Consider the following 14792-nt stretch of genomic DNA (forward strand, 5'->3'; position numbering starts at 1 on the left):
AAGGGCCAGGCCCTCGACGCGGCCCTGGAACTCACCGTCGATGGCGAGGAGCTCGTGCAGCGCCTGCTCAAGCGCGCCGAGACGTCGGGCCGTGCGGACGACACCGAAGAGGTCATCCGCGAGCGTCAGGAGCTCTACGTGCGCGAGACGGCGCCGCTGGCCGCCGCCTACACCGAGCGTGGCCTCCTCGTCCAGGTCGACGGCATGGGCTCGATCGACGAGGTCGAGGCGCGGATCGGCGCGGCACTCGACGAGGTCGCGGCGAAGAACTGATGTTCGGACGCACCCGACTGGATCTCAAGTCGAGTGACGACATCCGCGCGATGCGCCGGGCCGGTCTCGTGACCGGCTCGGCGCTTCGCGCGTCGGCACTCGGAACGCGCGCGGGCATGACGACGAAGGACGTCGACGCCATCGCCCACGCCCACATGCTCGAACGCGGTGCGACGCCGTCGTTCCTCGGGTACAACGGCTTTCCCGCGACGCTGTGCATCTCCGTCAACGACGAGGTGGTCCATGGCATCCCGGGGGAGCGCGTGCTGCAAGACGGCGACGTCGTCTCGCTCGACTGCGGAGCGATCGTCGACGGGTGGCACGGCGACTCGGCGTTGACGTTCGTCGTCGGGGCGGCGAGGGACGACGCGAGCTCGGCGCAGCGCGTGGCGGCGCGTCACGCGGGTGATGAGCCGGCGATCAGACGAGAGGGTGTCGTGGCGTGGGCGCAGGGCGACCCGCGCCGCGCTCTCGTGCTCGCGACCGAGGCGTCGATGTGGGCCGGCATCGAGGCGCTTCAGGTGGGCGAGCGCCTCAACGACGTCGGTGAGGGCGTACAAGACCTGCTCGAGGAGTTCAACGCTCCGGAGCGCCTCGCGGGGTTGCCGCCGGAGATGCCCAGCTTCGAGATCGTCGACGGCTACACGGGCCACGGTGTGGGTCGTGAGTTGCACCAAGATCCAACGGTCTACAACGAGTACGTCAACGAGCGGCTCCCCAAGGTGAAGCCTGGTCTCGTCGTCGCCGTCGAGCCGATGGTCACGCTCGGCACGTACGAGACGCATGAGCTCGACGATGGCTGGACCGTCAAGACCGACGACGGCTCCCTCGCCGCGCACTTCGAGCACACCGTGGCGGTGACGGAGAAGGGCCTGTGGGTGCTGACGGCGCAGGACGGCGGACGTTCGCGTCTCGAGCCGCTCGGGTTGTACGGCGGCCTGGACGACTGAGGGCCCACGCGGACGCGACGCCGTCCGGGTCCCCCAACGCTCGAGCCCCTCTCATCGGAACGGAGGCGGGTCGATGCGATTTGGGGAAGCCGAGCGCGTCTCGTAGACTGAGGGAGGGTCTGTCGTGGTATGTGGCGCTCAGCGTCACGCGACCGGGCAGGCCGGCCAACAGATTCCGTCCATCCGGGACGGTTTCGTGCAGCGAAATGCGGAGGCTATGGCCAAGAAGGACGGTGTCATCGAGATCGAGGGCACGATCGTCGAGGCTCTCCCGAACGCGATGTTCCGGGTCGAGCTCACGAACGGTCACAAGGTTCTCGCTCACATCTCGGGCAAGATGCGTCAGCACTACATCCGGATCCTCCCCGAGGACCGGGTCGTCGTCGAGCTCTCGCCCTATGACCTGACCCGCGGCCGTATCGTCTTCCGTTACCGCTGATTCAACCCAGTTCTCGCTCCCCGCGCTGCGTCCGCATGGTCGCAGCGTGTTGGTGTGTCGAGAGCGCGATCGACAAGACAGCAGGCAGATGAAGGTTCAGCCGAGCGTCAAGAAGATCTGTGACAAGTGCAAGGTGATTCGCCGCAACGGCCGAGTCATGGTGATCTGCGAGAACCTGCGCCACAAGCAGCGCCAGGGCTGATCCACCGAGCACCAGCTCACAGCGTCTTCGCCAGGACGCAACACATGAAAACTGCAGCACCCGGCCCCACTGGGCTCTGACGAGGATCCGACAGGATGAATCGTCGAGATCTCTCAGAGCGATCTGATCCAGAGACACGCCAGTGGACGTCACCCTCGGCGCGGAGGCCGAGGACCCGCGAGTCCCACCGCTCATCACGAGCATCGAGGCTCACGCCATAGCGGGAACGGTGCTGCCCCAGACCTCCGCTCATGATCAGGAGAACACATGGCACGTCTCATCGGTGTCGACCTGCCGCGCGAGAAGCGCGTCGAGGTCGGCCTCACCTACATCTTCGGCGTCGGGCGTACCCGTGCCCAGGAGACGCTGGCCGCGACCGGCGTCAACCCGGACACGCGCGTCCGCGACCTCACCGAGGAAGAACTCGTCAAGCTGCGTGACCACCTCGAGGCAAGCTTCCGCCTCGAAGGTGACCTGCGCCGTGAGATCGCCGCCGACATCCGCCGCAAGGTGGAGATCGGAAGCTACGAGGGTCTGCGCCACCGCCGTGGCCTGCCCGTGCACGGTCAGCGCACCAAGACGAACGCTCGTACCCGCAAGGGCCCGAAGCGCACCGTGGCCGGCAAGAAGAAGGCCAAGTGAGTCGAGCAGCTTCGGCTGATCACGACTACTTCCTCAACTGAGCGTCGAAACAGGAGATTCGAACTATGCCTCCCAAGAGCCGTATGGCCGCGGGCGCCAAGAAGGTGCGCCGCAAGGAGAAGAAGAACGTTGCTGCGGGCCAGGCCCACATCAAGAGCACGTTCAACAACACCATCGTTTCCATCACGGACCCCACCGGTGCCGTGATCTCGTGGGCGTCCGCCGGCCAGGTCGGCTTCAAGGGCTCCCGCAAGTCGACCCCCTACGCAGCGCAGATGGCCGCCGAGGCCGCTGCGCGTCGTGCCATGGACCACGGCATGCGCAAGGTCGACGTCTTCGTCAAGGGCCCGGGTTCCGGTCGTGAGACCGCCATCCGCTCGCTCACCGCGACCGGCCTCGAGGTCGGCGCGATCAGCGATGTCACGCCCACGCCGCACAACGGCGTCCGCCCGCCCAAGCGTCGCCGCGTCTGATCACCCAGACACCGCGAACGAAGACGAACTAGGAGACACCCCACATGGCCCGTTACACCGGCCCGATCACCAAGAAGTCGCGTCGACTCAAGACCGACCTCGTCGGTGGTGACAAGAACTTCGAGATGCGCCCCTTCCCGCCCGGCCAGCACGGCCGCGGTCGAATCCAGGAGAAGGAGTACCTCCACCAGCTGCAGGAGAAGCAGAAGGCCCGCTTCACCTACGGCGTCATGGAGAAGCAGTTCGTCCGGTACTACAAGGAGGCGGCGCGCCGCCCCGGCAAGACCGGTGAGAACCTGCTCATCATCCTCGAGTCCCGCCTGGACAACGTCATCTACCGCGCCGGCCTCGCCCGCACGCGCCGCGCTGCCCGCCAGCTCGTCACGCACGGTCACTTCGAGGTCAACGGCGTGCGCGTCGACGTCCCGTCCTACCGCGTCGAGCAGTACGACATCATCACGGTCCGTGAGAAGTCGCGCGAGGCGTTCCCGATCCAGCTCGCTCGCGAGACGTTCGGCGAGCGTCCCGTTCCGGCGTGGCTGCACGTCGTCCCGGGCACGCTGCAGGTGCTGATCCACCAGCTCCCGACGCGCGAGCAGATCGACAGCCAGCTCACCGAGCAGCTCATCGTCGAGCTCTACTCGAAGAACTGATCCGAGCTTCGCATCGGAAGGTGGCGCTTCGCGCCGCGTGAGGCGCCACCTTCCACCTGCCGGTCCGAGAGACAGAGCTCGCACCGGCGCAGGACTCGATTCCTGCTCGTTCACCCGGCGTCAAATAGTGGTCGCCGTAGGAAAGGACAACGAGAGTGCTCATCGCACAGCGCCCCACGCTCTCCGAGGACGTGGTTTCCGAGAGCCGTTCGCGGTTCGTCATCGAGCCCCTGGAGCCGGGTTTCGGCTACACGCTCGGCAACTCGCTCCGCCGCACCCTGCTCTCGAGCATCCCGGGTGCCGCCGTCACCAGCATCCGCATCGACGGCGTCCAGCACGAGTTCTCGACGATCCCCGGTGTCAAGGAAGACGTCACCGAGGTCATCCTCAACATCAAGGGTCTGGTCGTCTCCTCGGAGCACGACGAGCCCGTCGTGATGTACCTGCGCAAGCAGGGCGCGGGTGTCGTCACCGCTGCTGACATCGCGCCCCCGGCCGGTGTCGAGGTGCACAACCCCGACCTCGAGATCGCGACGCTGAACGACAAGGGCAGCATCGAGATGGAGCTGACGGTCGAGCGCGGCCGCGGCTACGTCTCGGCGGCGCTGAACAAGTCGGCGGAGCAGGAGATCGGCCGCATCCCGGTCGACTCCATCTACTCGCCGGTGCTGGCCGTGACCTACAAGGTCGAGGCCACGCGTGTCGAGCAGCGCACCGACTTCGACAAGCTCATCGTCGACGTCGAGACGAAGAACTCGATGGCCCCGCGTGACGCCATGGCTTCGGCCGGCTCCACGCTCGTCGAGCTGTTCGGTCTCGCGCGCGAGCTCAACGTCGAGGCCGAGGGCATCGACATGGGTCCGTCCCCGACCGACGCAGCGCTCGCCGAGGACCTCGCTCTGCCGATCGAGGACCTCGACCTCACCGTCCGCTCCTACAACTGCCTCAAGCGCGAGGGCATCCACACCGTGGGTGAACTCGTGTCCCGCAGCGAGGCCGACCTGCTCGACATTCGCAACTTCGGTTCGAAGTCGATCCACGAGGTCGCCGACAAGCTGCGCGACATGGGCCTTCAGCTGAAGGACAGCCCGCCCGGGTTCGACGCCAGCGTCATCGCCGACCGCTACGACGAGGACGCCGACGGCGCGGACCTCGCCGAGGACGAGCAGTACTGAGCAGCTTTTCGGTACAGCGGTGAGCCTGCTCGCTGAGTTGAGCATTCTCGCAGCTGACCGGTAGACCAAGGAGAAAACATGCCTACCCCCACGAAGGGCGCCCGCGTCGGCGGCAGCCCGTCGCACGAGCGGCTGATCATGGCCAACATGGCCACTCAGCTGTTCACCCACGACCGCGTCACGACGACGGAGGCGAAGGCCAAGCGCCTGCGTCCGTACGCTGAGCGCCTCATCTCGTTCGGCAAGCGCGGCGACCTCGCCTCGCGTCGACGCGTGATGCGCAAGATCTCGGACAAGTCGGCCGTGCACCGTCTCTTCACGGAGATCGCACCCGACATGGCCGAGCGTCCCGGCGGCTACACGCGCATCACCAAGATCGCGCCGCGCAAGGGCGACAACGCCCCCATGGTCGTCATCGAACTGGTTCGCGAGGCCTACTCCGCGAAGCAGTCGACGGTCAAGGAGGCCGAGGCCGCCACGAAGCGCGCGGTCAAGGAAGACGCTGCGGCCGCTCCGGCAGCGGACGTCACGCCCGTGACCCCTGCCGCGACGGAGACGTCCGGCGGTGCCTCGAAGGCTGACGGCGACGCCTGATCGACCTGTCACGCACGATGCCCGCTTCCCCCTCGGGGGAGGCGGGCATCGTCGCGTCCGTGGTCGAGTTCGCGGGATAGGTTGGGCGGCATGCGTTTCAGGATCGACTTCGCCTACGACGGCACCGACTTCTCGGGGTGGGCCCGCCAGCCCGGACGTCGCACTGTCGAGGGAGAACTGACGGGTGCGCTCACGCGCGTCCTGCGCCGCGACGACGTCCGGCTGACGGTGGCCGGGCGCACCGACGCCGGCGTCCACGCGCGCGGTGGGGTGTGCCACGGCGACATCGACGCCGACGCGTGGGCTGCGCTGCCGGGGCGAAGCGAGCGTGCGCCCGCGCAGGCGCTCGTCACGCGCCTCAACGGCGTCCTGGCGGGGGACGTCGTCGTCAAGGCCGCCAGTGAGCAGCCCGCGAGTTTCGATGCTCGCTTCTCGGCGCTGAAGCGCCGCTACAACTATCGCCTGCTCGACGATGCGGCGCGCCTCGACCCGCTTCGCCGGCGCGACACCGTCGTCGTCAAGCGAAACCTGGACGTCGACGCGATGAACGCCGCGTCGGCCCTGCTCGTCGGGTTGCACGACTTCGCGGCCTACTGCAAGCCCCGCGAGGGTGCGACGACGATCCGCACGCTGCTCGACTACGCGTGGACGCGCGAGGCGGACGGCGTGCTCACCGCGCGGTTGGAGGCGGACGCGTTCTGCCACTCGATGGTGCGGGCCCTCATCGGCGGCGTCGTGCCGGTGGGGGAGGGGCGTCGCCCGATCGACTGGCCCGCGCAGGTACTGACTGCGGGGCGACGCGACCCGGGCGTCGTCGTCATGCCGCCGCACGGGCTGTGCCTCGAGGAGGTCAGCTACCCGAGCCCCGATCAGTTCGCGGCGCGCGATGCGGCGTCGCGCGTCATGCGTTCGGCGGCTGACCTCGATGGGGCAACCTGACCGCGTCGCGACCGCTGGCTCGACGTCAGCGCGGCGAATACGAGCGGAGTGGCCGGACGCGAGTGCCAGAACGCGTGGATTCGGCCCGTTCGCTCGCATTCATCGGCCGGTCATGGAGCTCGCCTGGGCCGGTGCTCACGTGACGTTCGGCAACGGCAGCGGGACGACGGTGACGGCGACCCGTCGCGCACCCGGGGTGCCTGCGCCGGCTCGGCGATACCGCGCAAGAAGCGCCTCCATCTCGGAGCGCAGAGCGCTCATCTGCTCCTCGCTCACGAGGACGGGGGAGTCGAACGCGCGGCACTCGTCCTGCCACACGTAGGGCCAGGCGTCCTGCTCGTCGACCCAGGCGTGGGCGCGCTCACTGACGTGCGTGATGAAGTCGTGCTCGAGCCAGCGCGCGTCTTCGGCGTCGGCGTCGTCGAGGAACTCGAGGGCATCACCGGCGTTCGCGTCATCGGTGTCGTCCGATTCGTCGACGAGAGCCCAGACGCGCGTTTTCGCGTTGCCGAGCCCGGTGTCTTCGACCAGGCCTGCGCTCTCGAGCACGCGCACGTGGTAGCTCGTCGCCCCGGTGTGCGTGCCGAGGGCTCGGGCCAGTTCGGCAGACGTCGAACCGCCGTGCAGACGCAGGTGCGCGAGGATGCGCGAACGCATCGGATGGGCGATGACGCGGTAGGGGTCGCTGCCCGCGGCCGTGTTCATGGCGTGAGGCTACCGGAGTCGATGGCGCGACGACGGAGGCGTCCATTTTGCACAATAGTTGTGCGATCGACCCGGAGCGCGTCGATCGACGGGTGTGGCGATCCGTGAAAGACATTGCGGCGCAAGGGGATACGTCATGACTGCACGATTTCGACCGGGTGTGCATCTGCCGTAGACTGGATGACTGTTGCTTCGTCGCAGCTGGTCGCATGCGGGCTGTCGCCCGGGCGGTGACCGCGCACGAAGTGGCCGCCCATCGTCAACGACAGAACGAAGGGAACGACCGTGCGTACGTTCACCCCCAACCAGGAGTCGGCTCAGGCTGACCGCACCTGGCACGTCATCGACGCCACCGACGTCGTTCTGGGTCGCCTCGCGTCCCAGACTGCATCGCTGCTGCGTGGCAAGCACAAGCCCACGTTTGCGCCGCACATCGACACCGGTGACTTCGTCATCATCATCAACGCCGACAAGGTCGCCCTCACCGGCGCCAAGCTCGAGAAGAAGAAGGCCTACCGTCACTCGGGCTTCCCCGGCGGTCTGACCTCGACCTCCTACACGGAGCTCATGGCGAAGGACCCGGAGAAGGCCGTCGAGAAGGCCGTCCGAGGCATGCTGCCCAAGACGAAGCTGGGCCGCGCCCAGATCGCCAAGCTCAAGGTGTACCGCGGTGCCGAGCACCCGCACGCCGCGCAGCAGCCCAAGCCGTTCGAGATCACCCAGGTCGCGCAGTAATCGCGCGCGCTGCTGAATTCTTAGGAGAACCGTGGCAGACCAGAACGTTGAGCTCGACGTCCTCGAGACGGACGAGCCGCAGCTGACCGAATACACGAGCGAGTCGACCGGCCCCGTCGGCGAGAACGGCGAGGTTCGTCGCCCGTCCGCTTCCGCGCCCGGCGCCGCGACCGGCCGCCGCAAGCAGGCCATCGCCCGCGTCCGCATCGTCCCCGGTACGGGCGAGTGGAAGATCAACGGCCGCACCCTCGAGGAGTACTTCCCGAACAAGGTGCACCAGCAGATCGTCAACGAGCCCCTCACGGTGCTCGAGCTGGACGGTGCGTACGACGTCCTCGTGCGCGTGCACGGCGGTGGCCCCTCGGGCCAGGCCGGTGCCGTTCGCCTCGGCGTCGCCCGTTCGCTGAACGGCGTCGACGAAGAGCTGAACCGTCCGATCCTCAAGAAGGCCGGCTTCCTCACGCGTGACGCACGCGTTCCGGAGCGCAAGAAGGCCGGCCTCAAGAAGGCCCGCAAGGCGTCGCAGTTCAGCAAGCGCTGATCCACGCGCTGCACTGCTCGAATCGCTCCGTATCCGGCCCATGCGCCGGGTGCGGAGCGATTCGCGTACCGCCGCGTATTGTGGAGAGAGATTCCGAAGACCTCAGGAGGGGCACATGGGCCGCATGTTCGGCACTGACGGTGTGCGTGGCGTCGCCAACCAGGACGTCACGGCAGAGCTCGCACTCGGGCTGTCCGTCGCAGCAGCACGGGTACTCGTCGAGGCCGGGGAGGTCTCGGCCGATCACGAGCGTCCTGTCGCCGTCGTCGGACGCGACCCGCGCGCGTCGGGGGAGTTCCTCGGTGCGGCCACCGTCGCCGGGCTCGCGAGCGCGGGCGTCGACGTCTACGACGCGGGCGTGCTGCCGACGCCGGCCATCGCCTACCTGACGGCGACGATGAACGCCGACCTCGGCGCGATGCTGTCGGCCTCGCACAACGCTATGCCAGACAACGGCATCAAGTTCTTCAGCCGCGGCGGTCACAAGCTGCCCGACGCGCTCGAGGACGCGATCGAGGCGCACCTGCACGAGGAGTACGAGCGTCCGACGGGTGCGTCGGTCGGTCGTGTGCATCCCTACGCCGAGGGCGGTGAGAAGTACATCGGTCACCTGCTCGGCGCGCTTCCGCACCGCCTCGAGGGCCTCAAGATCGTCGTCGACTGCGCGCACGGCGCGGCCTCCGTCGTCGGGCCCGAGGTGTTCCGCCGCGCGGGCGCGGACGTCGTCGTCATCGGTGCGACGCCGGACGGGCTCAACATCAACGACGGCTACGGCTCGACGCACCTGGAGAAGCTGCAGGAAGCGGTCGTCGCGAATGGAGCCGACTTCGGTGTGGCCTTCGACGGTGACGCGGACCGCTGCCTCGCCGTCGACGGAACGGGTGAGGTGGTCGACGGTGACCAGATCATGGCGATCCTCGCGCTCGACCTCAAGGAGCGCGGCGTGCTCGCCGAGGACACGCTCGTCGCGACGGTCATGAGCAACCTCGGCATGATCAAGGCGATGGAGCGCGAGGGCATCGCCGTCAAGCAGACCGGTGTCGGCGACCGCTACGTGCTCGAGGAGATGCGCCGCGGGTCGTACTCGCTCGGGGGCGAGCAGTCGGGGCACGTCATCGCACTCGATCACGGCACGACCGGTGACGGCGTGCTCACGGGCCTGCTCCTTGCTGCCCGCGTGGCCTCGAGTGGGCGCTCGCTCGCCCAGCTCGGCGCCGTCATGCAGCGGATGCCGCAGAAGCTCATCAACGTCAAGGGGGTCGACAAGTCGGCCGTCGATTCGCACGACGGCGTGCAGGCCGCTGTGCGCGCCGCCGAGAGCGACCTCGCCGGCGCCGGGCGCGTGCTGCTGCGCAAGTCGGGCACCGAACCGGTCGTGCGCGTCATGGTCGAGGCCGACACCGCTGAACGCGCGCAGGCCGTCGCGACGCACCTCGCCGACGTCGTCAAGCGCGAGCTGTCGATCGACTGAACTGCCGGCTGCGCGCTTTCGTCCTGCGCCCAGATGCACCCGGGTGCATCTGGGCGCAGTCGTGTGCCTCCCAGTCGTGTGGTGGCCCGGCGAGCTGTCGACGGGAGCTGACGGACAGCGCCGACGGCCGTCACGCGTGCGGGGTGTGTCACAGTGGCAGGCATGAGCCTGCCAGCCGCCCAGCCGAGTCGACGCAGCGACGTCGAGCCGTTCCACGTCATGGAGGTGCTCGCCGCGGCAGCGGAACGTCAGCGTACGCACGGCGACGTCATCAGCCTGTGCGCCGGCCAGCCCTCGACGGGCGCGCCGCGCGCAGCCCGGGAGGCGGCCGTCGCGGCGATCGAGGCCGATGCGCTCGGGTACACCGAGACGGTCGGCATCCGGCCGCTCGCGTGCGGCGCCGAGGTGCGCTACCAACCCACCGTCGCGATGCTCGAGGCGGAACGTGTCGCGCGCGGCGCCGCGCCGAAGGGGCTCGTCGTCGCGAGCCCCGCCAACCCGACGGGCACGATCATCGACGCGGACGAACTCGCAGCCATCGCGCGCTGGTGCGACGCGCACGGCGTGCTGCTCGTCAGCGACGAGATCTACCACGGCATCTCGTTCGGGCGCGCGACGTCGAGCGCGTGGCAGACGTCGCGCCAGGGCGCCGTCATCGGTTCGGTGTCGAAGTTCTTCTCGATGACGGGTTGGCGCGTCGGGTGGATGCTCGTGCCCGCGCACCTGCGCCGACGCGTCGCCATTCTCGCCTCGAATCTCACGATCTGCCCGCCGGCCGTGTCACAGCATGCGGCGCTCGCGGCCCTCGGCGAGGCGGCACGCGGTGAGCTGGAGGAGCACGTCGAGACGTACCGGCGCAATCGTGAGTTGGTGCAGCGGCGCCTTCCCGAGATCGGGGTGACGACCTACGCGCCACCGGACGGCGCGTTCTACGCCTGGTGCGACGTCGAGCACCTCACCGACGACTCCGCGCGCTGGTGCGCCGACGTGCTCGCCGCGACGGGCGTCGCCATCACCCCCGGGATCGACTTCGACCCCGTCGACGGGCACCGGTTCATGCGGATGAGCCTCGCTGTCGCGAGCGATGAGCTCGACGAGGCGTTCGACCGGATGGTGAGGTTCGTCGGTAGCTCGTCATGACGCTGTGACGTCCTGCGGTTCACCAGTCGTGCCGGCTACGTCAGACGGCCCCGGTCGCTCGGGCCCTACGGTTCGTGGGATGCACGTCGGCGCGCGTCAGGAACCCCCTGGTCTCCTGACGCGCCGCCGCGAGTCGTTGGGCTCAGATGAGCCCGAGTGCGCGGACGGCGTCGCGCTCGCTCTCGAGCTCGGCGACGCTCGCGTCGATGCGGGCGCGGCTGAACTCGTCGATCGTGAGGTCGGGAACGATCCGCCAGGCGCGCTCGGTGACGGTGACGGGGAAGCTCGACACGAGCCCCTCGGGCACGCCGTAGGAGCCGTCCGACGGCACGGCCATGGAGACGATCCGGTCGGTGCCGAGAGCCCAGTCGCGGGCGTGATCGATCGTCGCGCTCGCGGCGCTCGCCGCTGACGACGCGCCTCGGGCGTCGATGATCGCGGCGCCGCGCTTCGCGACCGTCGGGATGAAGACGTCGTTGAGCCAGGCGTCATCGCCCACCTCGAGGCGCGCGGCACGGCCATGGATCGTCGCGTGCGTGACGTCCGGGTACTGCGTGGCGCTGTGGTTGCCCCAGATGATGACGTCGTGGATGTCGGTGACGCTCGCACCCGTCTTCGCGGCGAGCTGCGCGACGGCGCGGTTCTGGTCGAGGCGCGTCAGCGCGCTGAAGCGTTCGTTCGGGATGTCACGTGCCGCATGCATCGCGATGAGGCAGTTCGTGTTCGCCGGGTTGCCGGTGACGGTGACCTGCACTTCATCGGCGGCAGCGTCGTTGAGCGCCTCTCCCTGCGGGCCGAAGATGTGGCCGTTGACCTCGAGCAGGTCGCCGCGCTCCATGCCCGGCCCGCGCGGCTTCGCGCCGACGAGCAGCGCGTGACTGACGCCGTCGAACATGCGGCGCGCGTCGGAGCCGGTCTCCGTGCCTGCGAGCATTGGGAACGCGCAGTCCTGCAGCTCCATGACGGTGCCCTCCAGCTTGCGGAGCGCTTCGTCGACCTCGAGCAGGCGCAGCTCTACGGGCTGGTCGGGGCCGAGCAGTTCACCCGCGGCGATGCGGAAGAGGAGGCTGTAACCGATGGCGCCAGCGGCTCCGCTGACGGCAACGCGAACGGCGGGCTTGGGCATGACGGCTCATTTCGTCGGCGGGTTCCCGGACGAGACGTCGGGTCACCACTGACGGTAGGCCGAGCCGGCCCGCCGCGTCAGGGCCGAACGTCCCTGCGGGCCCTCCCGAGGCCCCGGAGTGTGCGAGTGGCCCGGGAGGGGCGCACAGCAGCCTGTGCGTGCCGCGACATCAGGCGTGCCGCCACCCGCTGGGGGTGGCGGCATGGCGACAGCGGCGGACGATCAGGCCGTGATGTCACCCAGGGTGCCGACGACGTGCGCCTCGCCCTCACCGATGTCGTAGTGCACGGCGACGACGGCGAGCCGGCCGGCGTCGATGCGATCACGGATCAGCTGACTGCGCTGGGGGAGGAGCTCGCTCGTCGCCCGGGCATGCTCGGCCTCGAACTGCTCGCCGGTCGTCAGCCCGTGCTTGCGCCCGTGCAGGATCGACGGCATGACGCGCTCGATGATCGTGTGGAGGTACCCCGGCGGCATGTCGCCGGTCTCCTCGGCGGCGAGCGTCGCGTTGATGGCGCCGCAGCTCTTGTGCGCGAGCACGACGACGAGCGGTGCGCGCAGCACCTCGGTGCCGAACTCGATCGAGCCGAGCACGCTGGGGTCAAGCACGTGGCCCGCGGTGCGCACGACGAACAGATCGCCGAGGCCCTGGTCGAAGATCATCTCGGCCGGCACGCGGGAGTCGCCGCACCCGAAGATGACGGCCTGGGGTGCCTGCCCGGCGACGAGCTCGCGCCGGCGCTCGCCGTCACTGTGCGGGCGCTGCGTCGTGCCGGAGACGAAGCGTCGGTTGCCCTCGACGAGGGTGTCCCAGGCCTGCTGCGGCGTGAGGGTGCTGCTCATGGTGGCTCCTTGGTGATGACGTCGGCGCCGTCAGCTCAGGCCGGGGCGGGTGGTGATGGTCATGGCGGTGGGCTTCGCCGTCGCGGCGAAGAAGTCGTTGCCCTTGTCGTCGACGACGATGAACGCGGGGAAGTTCTCGACCTCGATCTTCCACACGGCCTCCATGCCGAGCTCAGGGTATTCGAGCACCTCGACCTTCTTGATGCAGTCGAGGGCGAGACGCGCGGCCGGGCCGCCGATCGAGCCGAGGTAGAACCCGCCGTACTCCTGGCAGGCCTCCGTCACCTGGGCGCTGCGGTTGCCCTTGGCGAGCATCACCATCGAGCCGCCGGCGGCCTGGAACTGCTTGACGTACGAATCCATGCGCCCGGCCGTCGTCGGCCCGAACGAACCGGACGCCATGCCCTCCGGCGTCTTCGCGGGGCCTGCGTAGTAGACCGGGTGGTCCTTGAGGTACTGCGGCATCTCCTCGCCGGCGTCGAGGCGCTCCTTGATCTTCGCGTGCGCGATGTCGCGCGCGACGACGAGCGTCCCCGTCAGCGAAAGGCGAGTCTTGACGGGATGCTTGCTCAGCTCGGCGCGGATCTCGTCCATCGGGCGGCTCAGGTCGATGTCGACGGCGGCGCCCTTGCCGGTCGAGCCCGCGCCGGTTGCCTCGTCGCCGCTCTCGATGAGGTGCGCCTCGGTGACGTCGGGCAGGAACTGCGCCGGGTCGGTCTCGAGCTGCTCGATGAACACGCCCTCGCGCGTGATCTTGCCGAGCACCTGACGGTCGGCCGAGCAGCTGACGGCGATCGCGACGGGCAGCGACGCGCCGTGGCGCGGGAGGCGGACGACGCGCACGTCGTGACAGAAGTACTTGCCGCCGAACTGCGCGCCGATGCCGAAGTTGCGCGTCAGTTCGAGGATCTGCTCCTCGAGCTCCGGGTCGCGGAAGCCGTGGCCGGTGGCGGCGTCACCGGACGTCGGCAGCTCGTCGAGGTACTTCGCGCTCGCGTACTTCGCGGTCTTGAGCGCGAACTCGGCGCTCGTGCCGCCGATGACGACGGCGAGGTGGTACGGCGGGCACGCGGCGGTGCCGAGGCTGCGCAGCTTCTCGTCGAGGAACTCGAGCATGCGCTTGGGGTTGAGGATCGCCTTCGTCTCCTGGTACAGGAACGACTTGTTGGCGCTGCCGCCGCCCTTGGCCATGAAGAGGAACTTGTAGGTGGTCTCGTGGCCCGGCTGGCTGTCGGCGTAGATCTCGATCTGCGCGGGCAGGTTCGAGCCGGTGTTCTTCTCGTCCCACATCGTCAGCGGCGCCATCTGGCTGTAGCGCAGATTGAGTTTCGTGTACGCGTCGTAGACGCCCTTCGCGAGCGACGCCTCGTCGGGAGCGGGGTCGTGCTCGTCACGCGCGACGAGCACCTGCGAACCCTTCTTGCCCATGACGATCGCCGTGCCCGTGTCCTGACACATCGGCAGGACGCCCGCCGCCGCGATGTTCGCGTTCTTGAGCAGGTCGAGCGCGACGAACTTGTCGTTGTTGCTCGCCTCGGGATCGTCGAGGATCTTGCGCAGCTGCGCGAGGTGAGACGTACGCAGGTAGTGCGCGATGTCGTGCATCGCGGTGGCCGACAACGTCTCCAGGGCCGAGGGGTCGACCTCGAGGAAGGTGCGCCCGCCGGGGCCCTCGAGCGTGCGCACCCCGTCGCTCGTCAGCTTGCGGTAGGTGGTCGTGTCCTCGCCGGTGGGCAGCAGGTCGGAGTACGCGAAATCAGCCATGCGTGGAGACTATCGGAGCGCGACGCGGCTGCGGCCCGACGAGCCGGCGGCGCCGCCGTCAGGGCATGCGCGGGTGGGGTGTGAATGCTGACGAAAATCGCAGATGTGGACGCAGATCGCAGGCGGG

The 14792-nt window shown here is 68.8% G+C and carries 17 protein-coding genes and 1 pseudogene; 14 read left to right on the top strand and 4 right to left on the bottom strand.

The window, feature by feature from the left end; genetic code table 11:
* The 10 genes and pseudogenes from B2284_RS06350 to truA form a co-directional block, all read left to right on the top strand.
* Positions 1-273 (top strand): annotated as a pseudogene (locus B2284_RS06350) (adenylate kinase); the annotation flags it as partial.
* Complete coding sequence (locus tag B2284_RS06355) at positions 273-1223, top strand: type I methionyl aminopeptidase (protein WP_038567122.1); 951 nt, start codon at positions 273-275, stop codon at positions 1221-1223. The pseudogene B2284_RS06350 and the gene B2284_RS06355, both read left to right, overlap by 1 nt.
* Positions 1224-1440: 217 nt before the next feature.
* Entirely contained in the window at positions 1441-1662 is a 222-nt protein-coding gene (infA, locus tag B2284_RS06360; RefSeq protein ID WP_006946284.1) for a translation initiation factor IF-1, read from the top strand.
* 88 nt (positions 1663-1750) lie between these two features.
* Positions 1751-1864 (top strand): 50S ribosomal protein L36, encoded by a 114-nt coding sequence (rpmJ, locus tag B2284_RS06365; protein ID WP_006592630.1) that lies wholly within the window; start codon positions 1751-1753, stop codon positions 1862-1864.
* Between the two features lie 267 nt (positions 1865-2131).
* A complete protein-coding gene (gene rpsM, locus B2284_RS06370) occupies positions 2132-2506 on the top strand; it encodes a 30S ribosomal protein S13 (RefSeq protein WP_006946278.1) in 375 nt (124 codons plus the stop codon).
* A 65-nt stretch (positions 2507-2571) separates the two neighbouring features.
* Positions 2572-2979 (top strand): 30S ribosomal protein S11, encoded by a 408-nt coding sequence (gene rpsK / locus B2284_RS06375; RefSeq protein WP_006946182.1) that lies wholly within the window; start codon positions 2572-2574, stop codon positions 2977-2979.
* A 44-nt stretch (positions 2980-3023) separates the two neighbouring features.
* On the top strand, positions 3024-3632 hold the full coding sequence (gene rpsD / locus B2284_RS06380; protein ID WP_006946058.1) for a 30S ribosomal protein S4: 609 nt from the start codon (positions 3024-3026) through the stop codon (positions 3630-3632).
* A 155-nt stretch (positions 3633-3787) separates the two neighbouring features.
* A complete protein-coding gene (locus B2284_RS06385; RefSeq protein ID WP_006946192.1) occupies positions 3788-4807 on the top strand; it encodes a DNA-directed RNA polymerase subunit alpha in 1020 nt (339 codons plus the stop codon).
* Between the two features lie 78 nt (positions 4808-4885).
* On the top strand, positions 4886-5401 hold the full coding sequence (rplQ, locus tag B2284_RS06390) for a 50S ribosomal protein L17 (protein ID WP_062258623.1): 516 nt from the start codon (positions 4886-4888) through the stop codon (positions 5399-5401).
* Positions 5402-5491: 90 nt separating this feature from the next.
* Complete coding sequence (gene truA, locus B2284_RS06395) at positions 5492-6340, top strand: tRNA pseudouridine(38-40) synthase TruA (protein ID WP_136788539.1); 849 nt, start codon at positions 5492-5494, stop codon at positions 6338-6340.
* Positions 6341-6475: 135 nt separating this feature from the next.
* Here the strand turns inward: truA and B2284_RS06400 are convergent, their stop codons facing one another.
* Positions 6476-7045, bottom strand: a complete 570-nt coding sequence (locus B2284_RS06400) for a helix-turn-helix domain-containing protein (protein WP_038567131.1) — start codon at positions 7043-7045, stop codon at positions 6476-6478.
* Between the two features lie 285 nt (positions 7046-7330).
* On the opposite strand from B2284_RS06400, the gene rplM reads away from it, so the two are divergent.
* From rplM to B2284_RS06420, 4 genes are all read left to right on the top strand, one after another.
* On the top strand, positions 7331-7780 hold the full coding sequence (gene rplM, locus B2284_RS06405; RefSeq protein WP_006946227.1) for a 50S ribosomal protein L13: 450 nt from the start codon (positions 7331-7333) through the stop codon (positions 7778-7780).
* Between the two features lie 31 nt (positions 7781-7811).
* On the top strand, positions 7812-8321 hold the full coding sequence (gene rpsI / locus B2284_RS06410; protein WP_006946115.1) for a 30S ribosomal protein S9: 510 nt from the start codon (positions 7812-7814) through the stop codon (positions 8319-8321).
* A 115-nt stretch (positions 8322-8436) separates the two neighbouring features.
* A complete protein-coding gene (gene glmM / locus B2284_RS06415) occupies positions 8437-9792 on the top strand; it encodes a phosphoglucosamine mutase (protein WP_038567134.1) in 1356 nt (451 codons plus the stop codon).
* Positions 9793-9954: 162 nt separating this feature from the next.
* Positions 9955-10932, top strand: coding sequence for an aminotransferase class I/II-fold pyridoxal phosphate-dependent enzyme (locus tag B2284_RS06420; RefSeq protein ID WP_170957222.1), 978 nt, complete (start codon positions 9955-9957; stop codon positions 10930-10932).
* Positions 10933-11074: 142 nt separating this feature from the next.
* On the opposite strand, the gene B2284_RS06425 is transcribed toward B2284_RS06420, so the two are convergent.
* The 3 genes from B2284_RS06425 to B2284_RS06435 all read right to left on the bottom strand — a co-directional run bounded on the left by B2284_RS06425 (position 11075) and on the right by B2284_RS06435 (position 14665).
* Positions 11075-12058, bottom strand: a complete 984-nt coding sequence (locus B2284_RS06425; protein WP_131940637.1) for a malate dehydrogenase — start codon at positions 12056-12058, stop codon at positions 11075-11077.
* A gap of 222 nt (positions 12059-12280) precedes the next feature.
* Positions 12281-12901: a carbonic anhydrase gene (locus B2284_RS06430; RefSeq protein ID WP_006946116.1), complete on the bottom strand. Its 621-nt coding sequence runs from the start codon at positions 12899-12901 to the stop codon at positions 12281-12283.
* 30 nt (positions 12902-12931) lie between these two features.
* Positions 12932-14665, bottom strand: coding sequence for a fumarate hydratase (locus B2284_RS06435; RefSeq protein ID WP_074045769.1), 1734 nt, complete (start codon positions 14663-14665; stop codon positions 12932-12934).
* Between the last annotated feature and the right edge of the window lie 127 nt (positions 14666-14792).

This window comes from Dermacoccus sp. UBA1591, assembly GCF_002322065.1.
Classification (GTDB): Bacteria; Actinomycetota; Actinomycetes; order Actinomycetales; family Dermatophilaceae; genus Dermacoccus; species Dermacoccus nishinomiyaensis.

Coding starts and splice junctions, on each gene's coding strand:
- infA (WP_006946284.1), top strand. CDS start 1,441: ATGGCCAAGAAGGACGGTGTCATCGAGATCGAGGGCACGATCGTCGAG.
- rplQ (WP_062258623.1), top strand. CDS start 4,886: ATGCCTACCCCCACGAAGGGCGCCCGCGTCGGCGGCAGCCCGTCGCAC.
- B2284_RS06430 (WP_006946116.1), bottom strand. CDS start 12,901: ATGAGCAGCACCCTCACGCCGCAGCAGGCCTGGGACACCCTCGTCGAG.
- rpsK (WP_006946182.1), top strand. CDS start 2,572: ATGCCTCCCAAGAGCCGTATGGCCGCGGGCGCCAAGAAGGTGCGCCGC.
- rpsD (WP_006946058.1), top strand. CDS start 3,024: ATGGCCCGTTACACCGGCCCGATCACCAAGAAGTCGCGTCGACTCAAG.
- B2284_RS06435 (WP_074045769.1), bottom strand. CDS start 14,665: ATGGCTGATTTCGCGTACTCCGACCTGCTGCCCACCGGCGAGGACACG.
- rpsM (WP_006946278.1), top strand. CDS start 2,132: ATGGCACGTCTCATCGGTGTCGACCTGCCGCGCGAGAAGCGCGTCGAG.
- glmM (WP_038567134.1), top strand. CDS start 8,437: ATGGGCCGCATGTTCGGCACTGACGGTGTGCGTGGCGTCGCCAACCAG.
- truA (WP_136788539.1), top strand. CDS start 5,492: ATGCGTTTCAGGATCGACTTCGCCTACGACGGCACCGACTTCTCGGGG.
- B2284_RS06425 (WP_131940637.1), bottom strand. CDS start 12,058: ATGCCCAAGCCCGCCGTTCGCGTTGCCGTCAGCGGAGCCGCTGGCGCC.
- B2284_RS06400 (WP_038567131.1), bottom strand. CDS start 7,045: ATGAACACGGCCGCGGGCAGCGACCCCTACCGCGTCATCGCCCATCCG.
- B2284_RS06355 (WP_038567122.1), top strand. CDS start 273: ATGTTCGGACGCACCCGACTGGATCTCAAGTCGAGTGACGACATCCGC.
- B2284_RS06420 (WP_170957222.1), top strand. CDS start 9,955: ATGAGCCTGCCAGCCGCCCAGCCGAGTCGACGCAGCGACGTCGAGCCG.
- rpmJ (WP_006592630.1), top strand. CDS start 1,751: ATGAAGGTTCAGCCGAGCGTCAAGAAGATCTGTGACAAGTGCAAGGTG.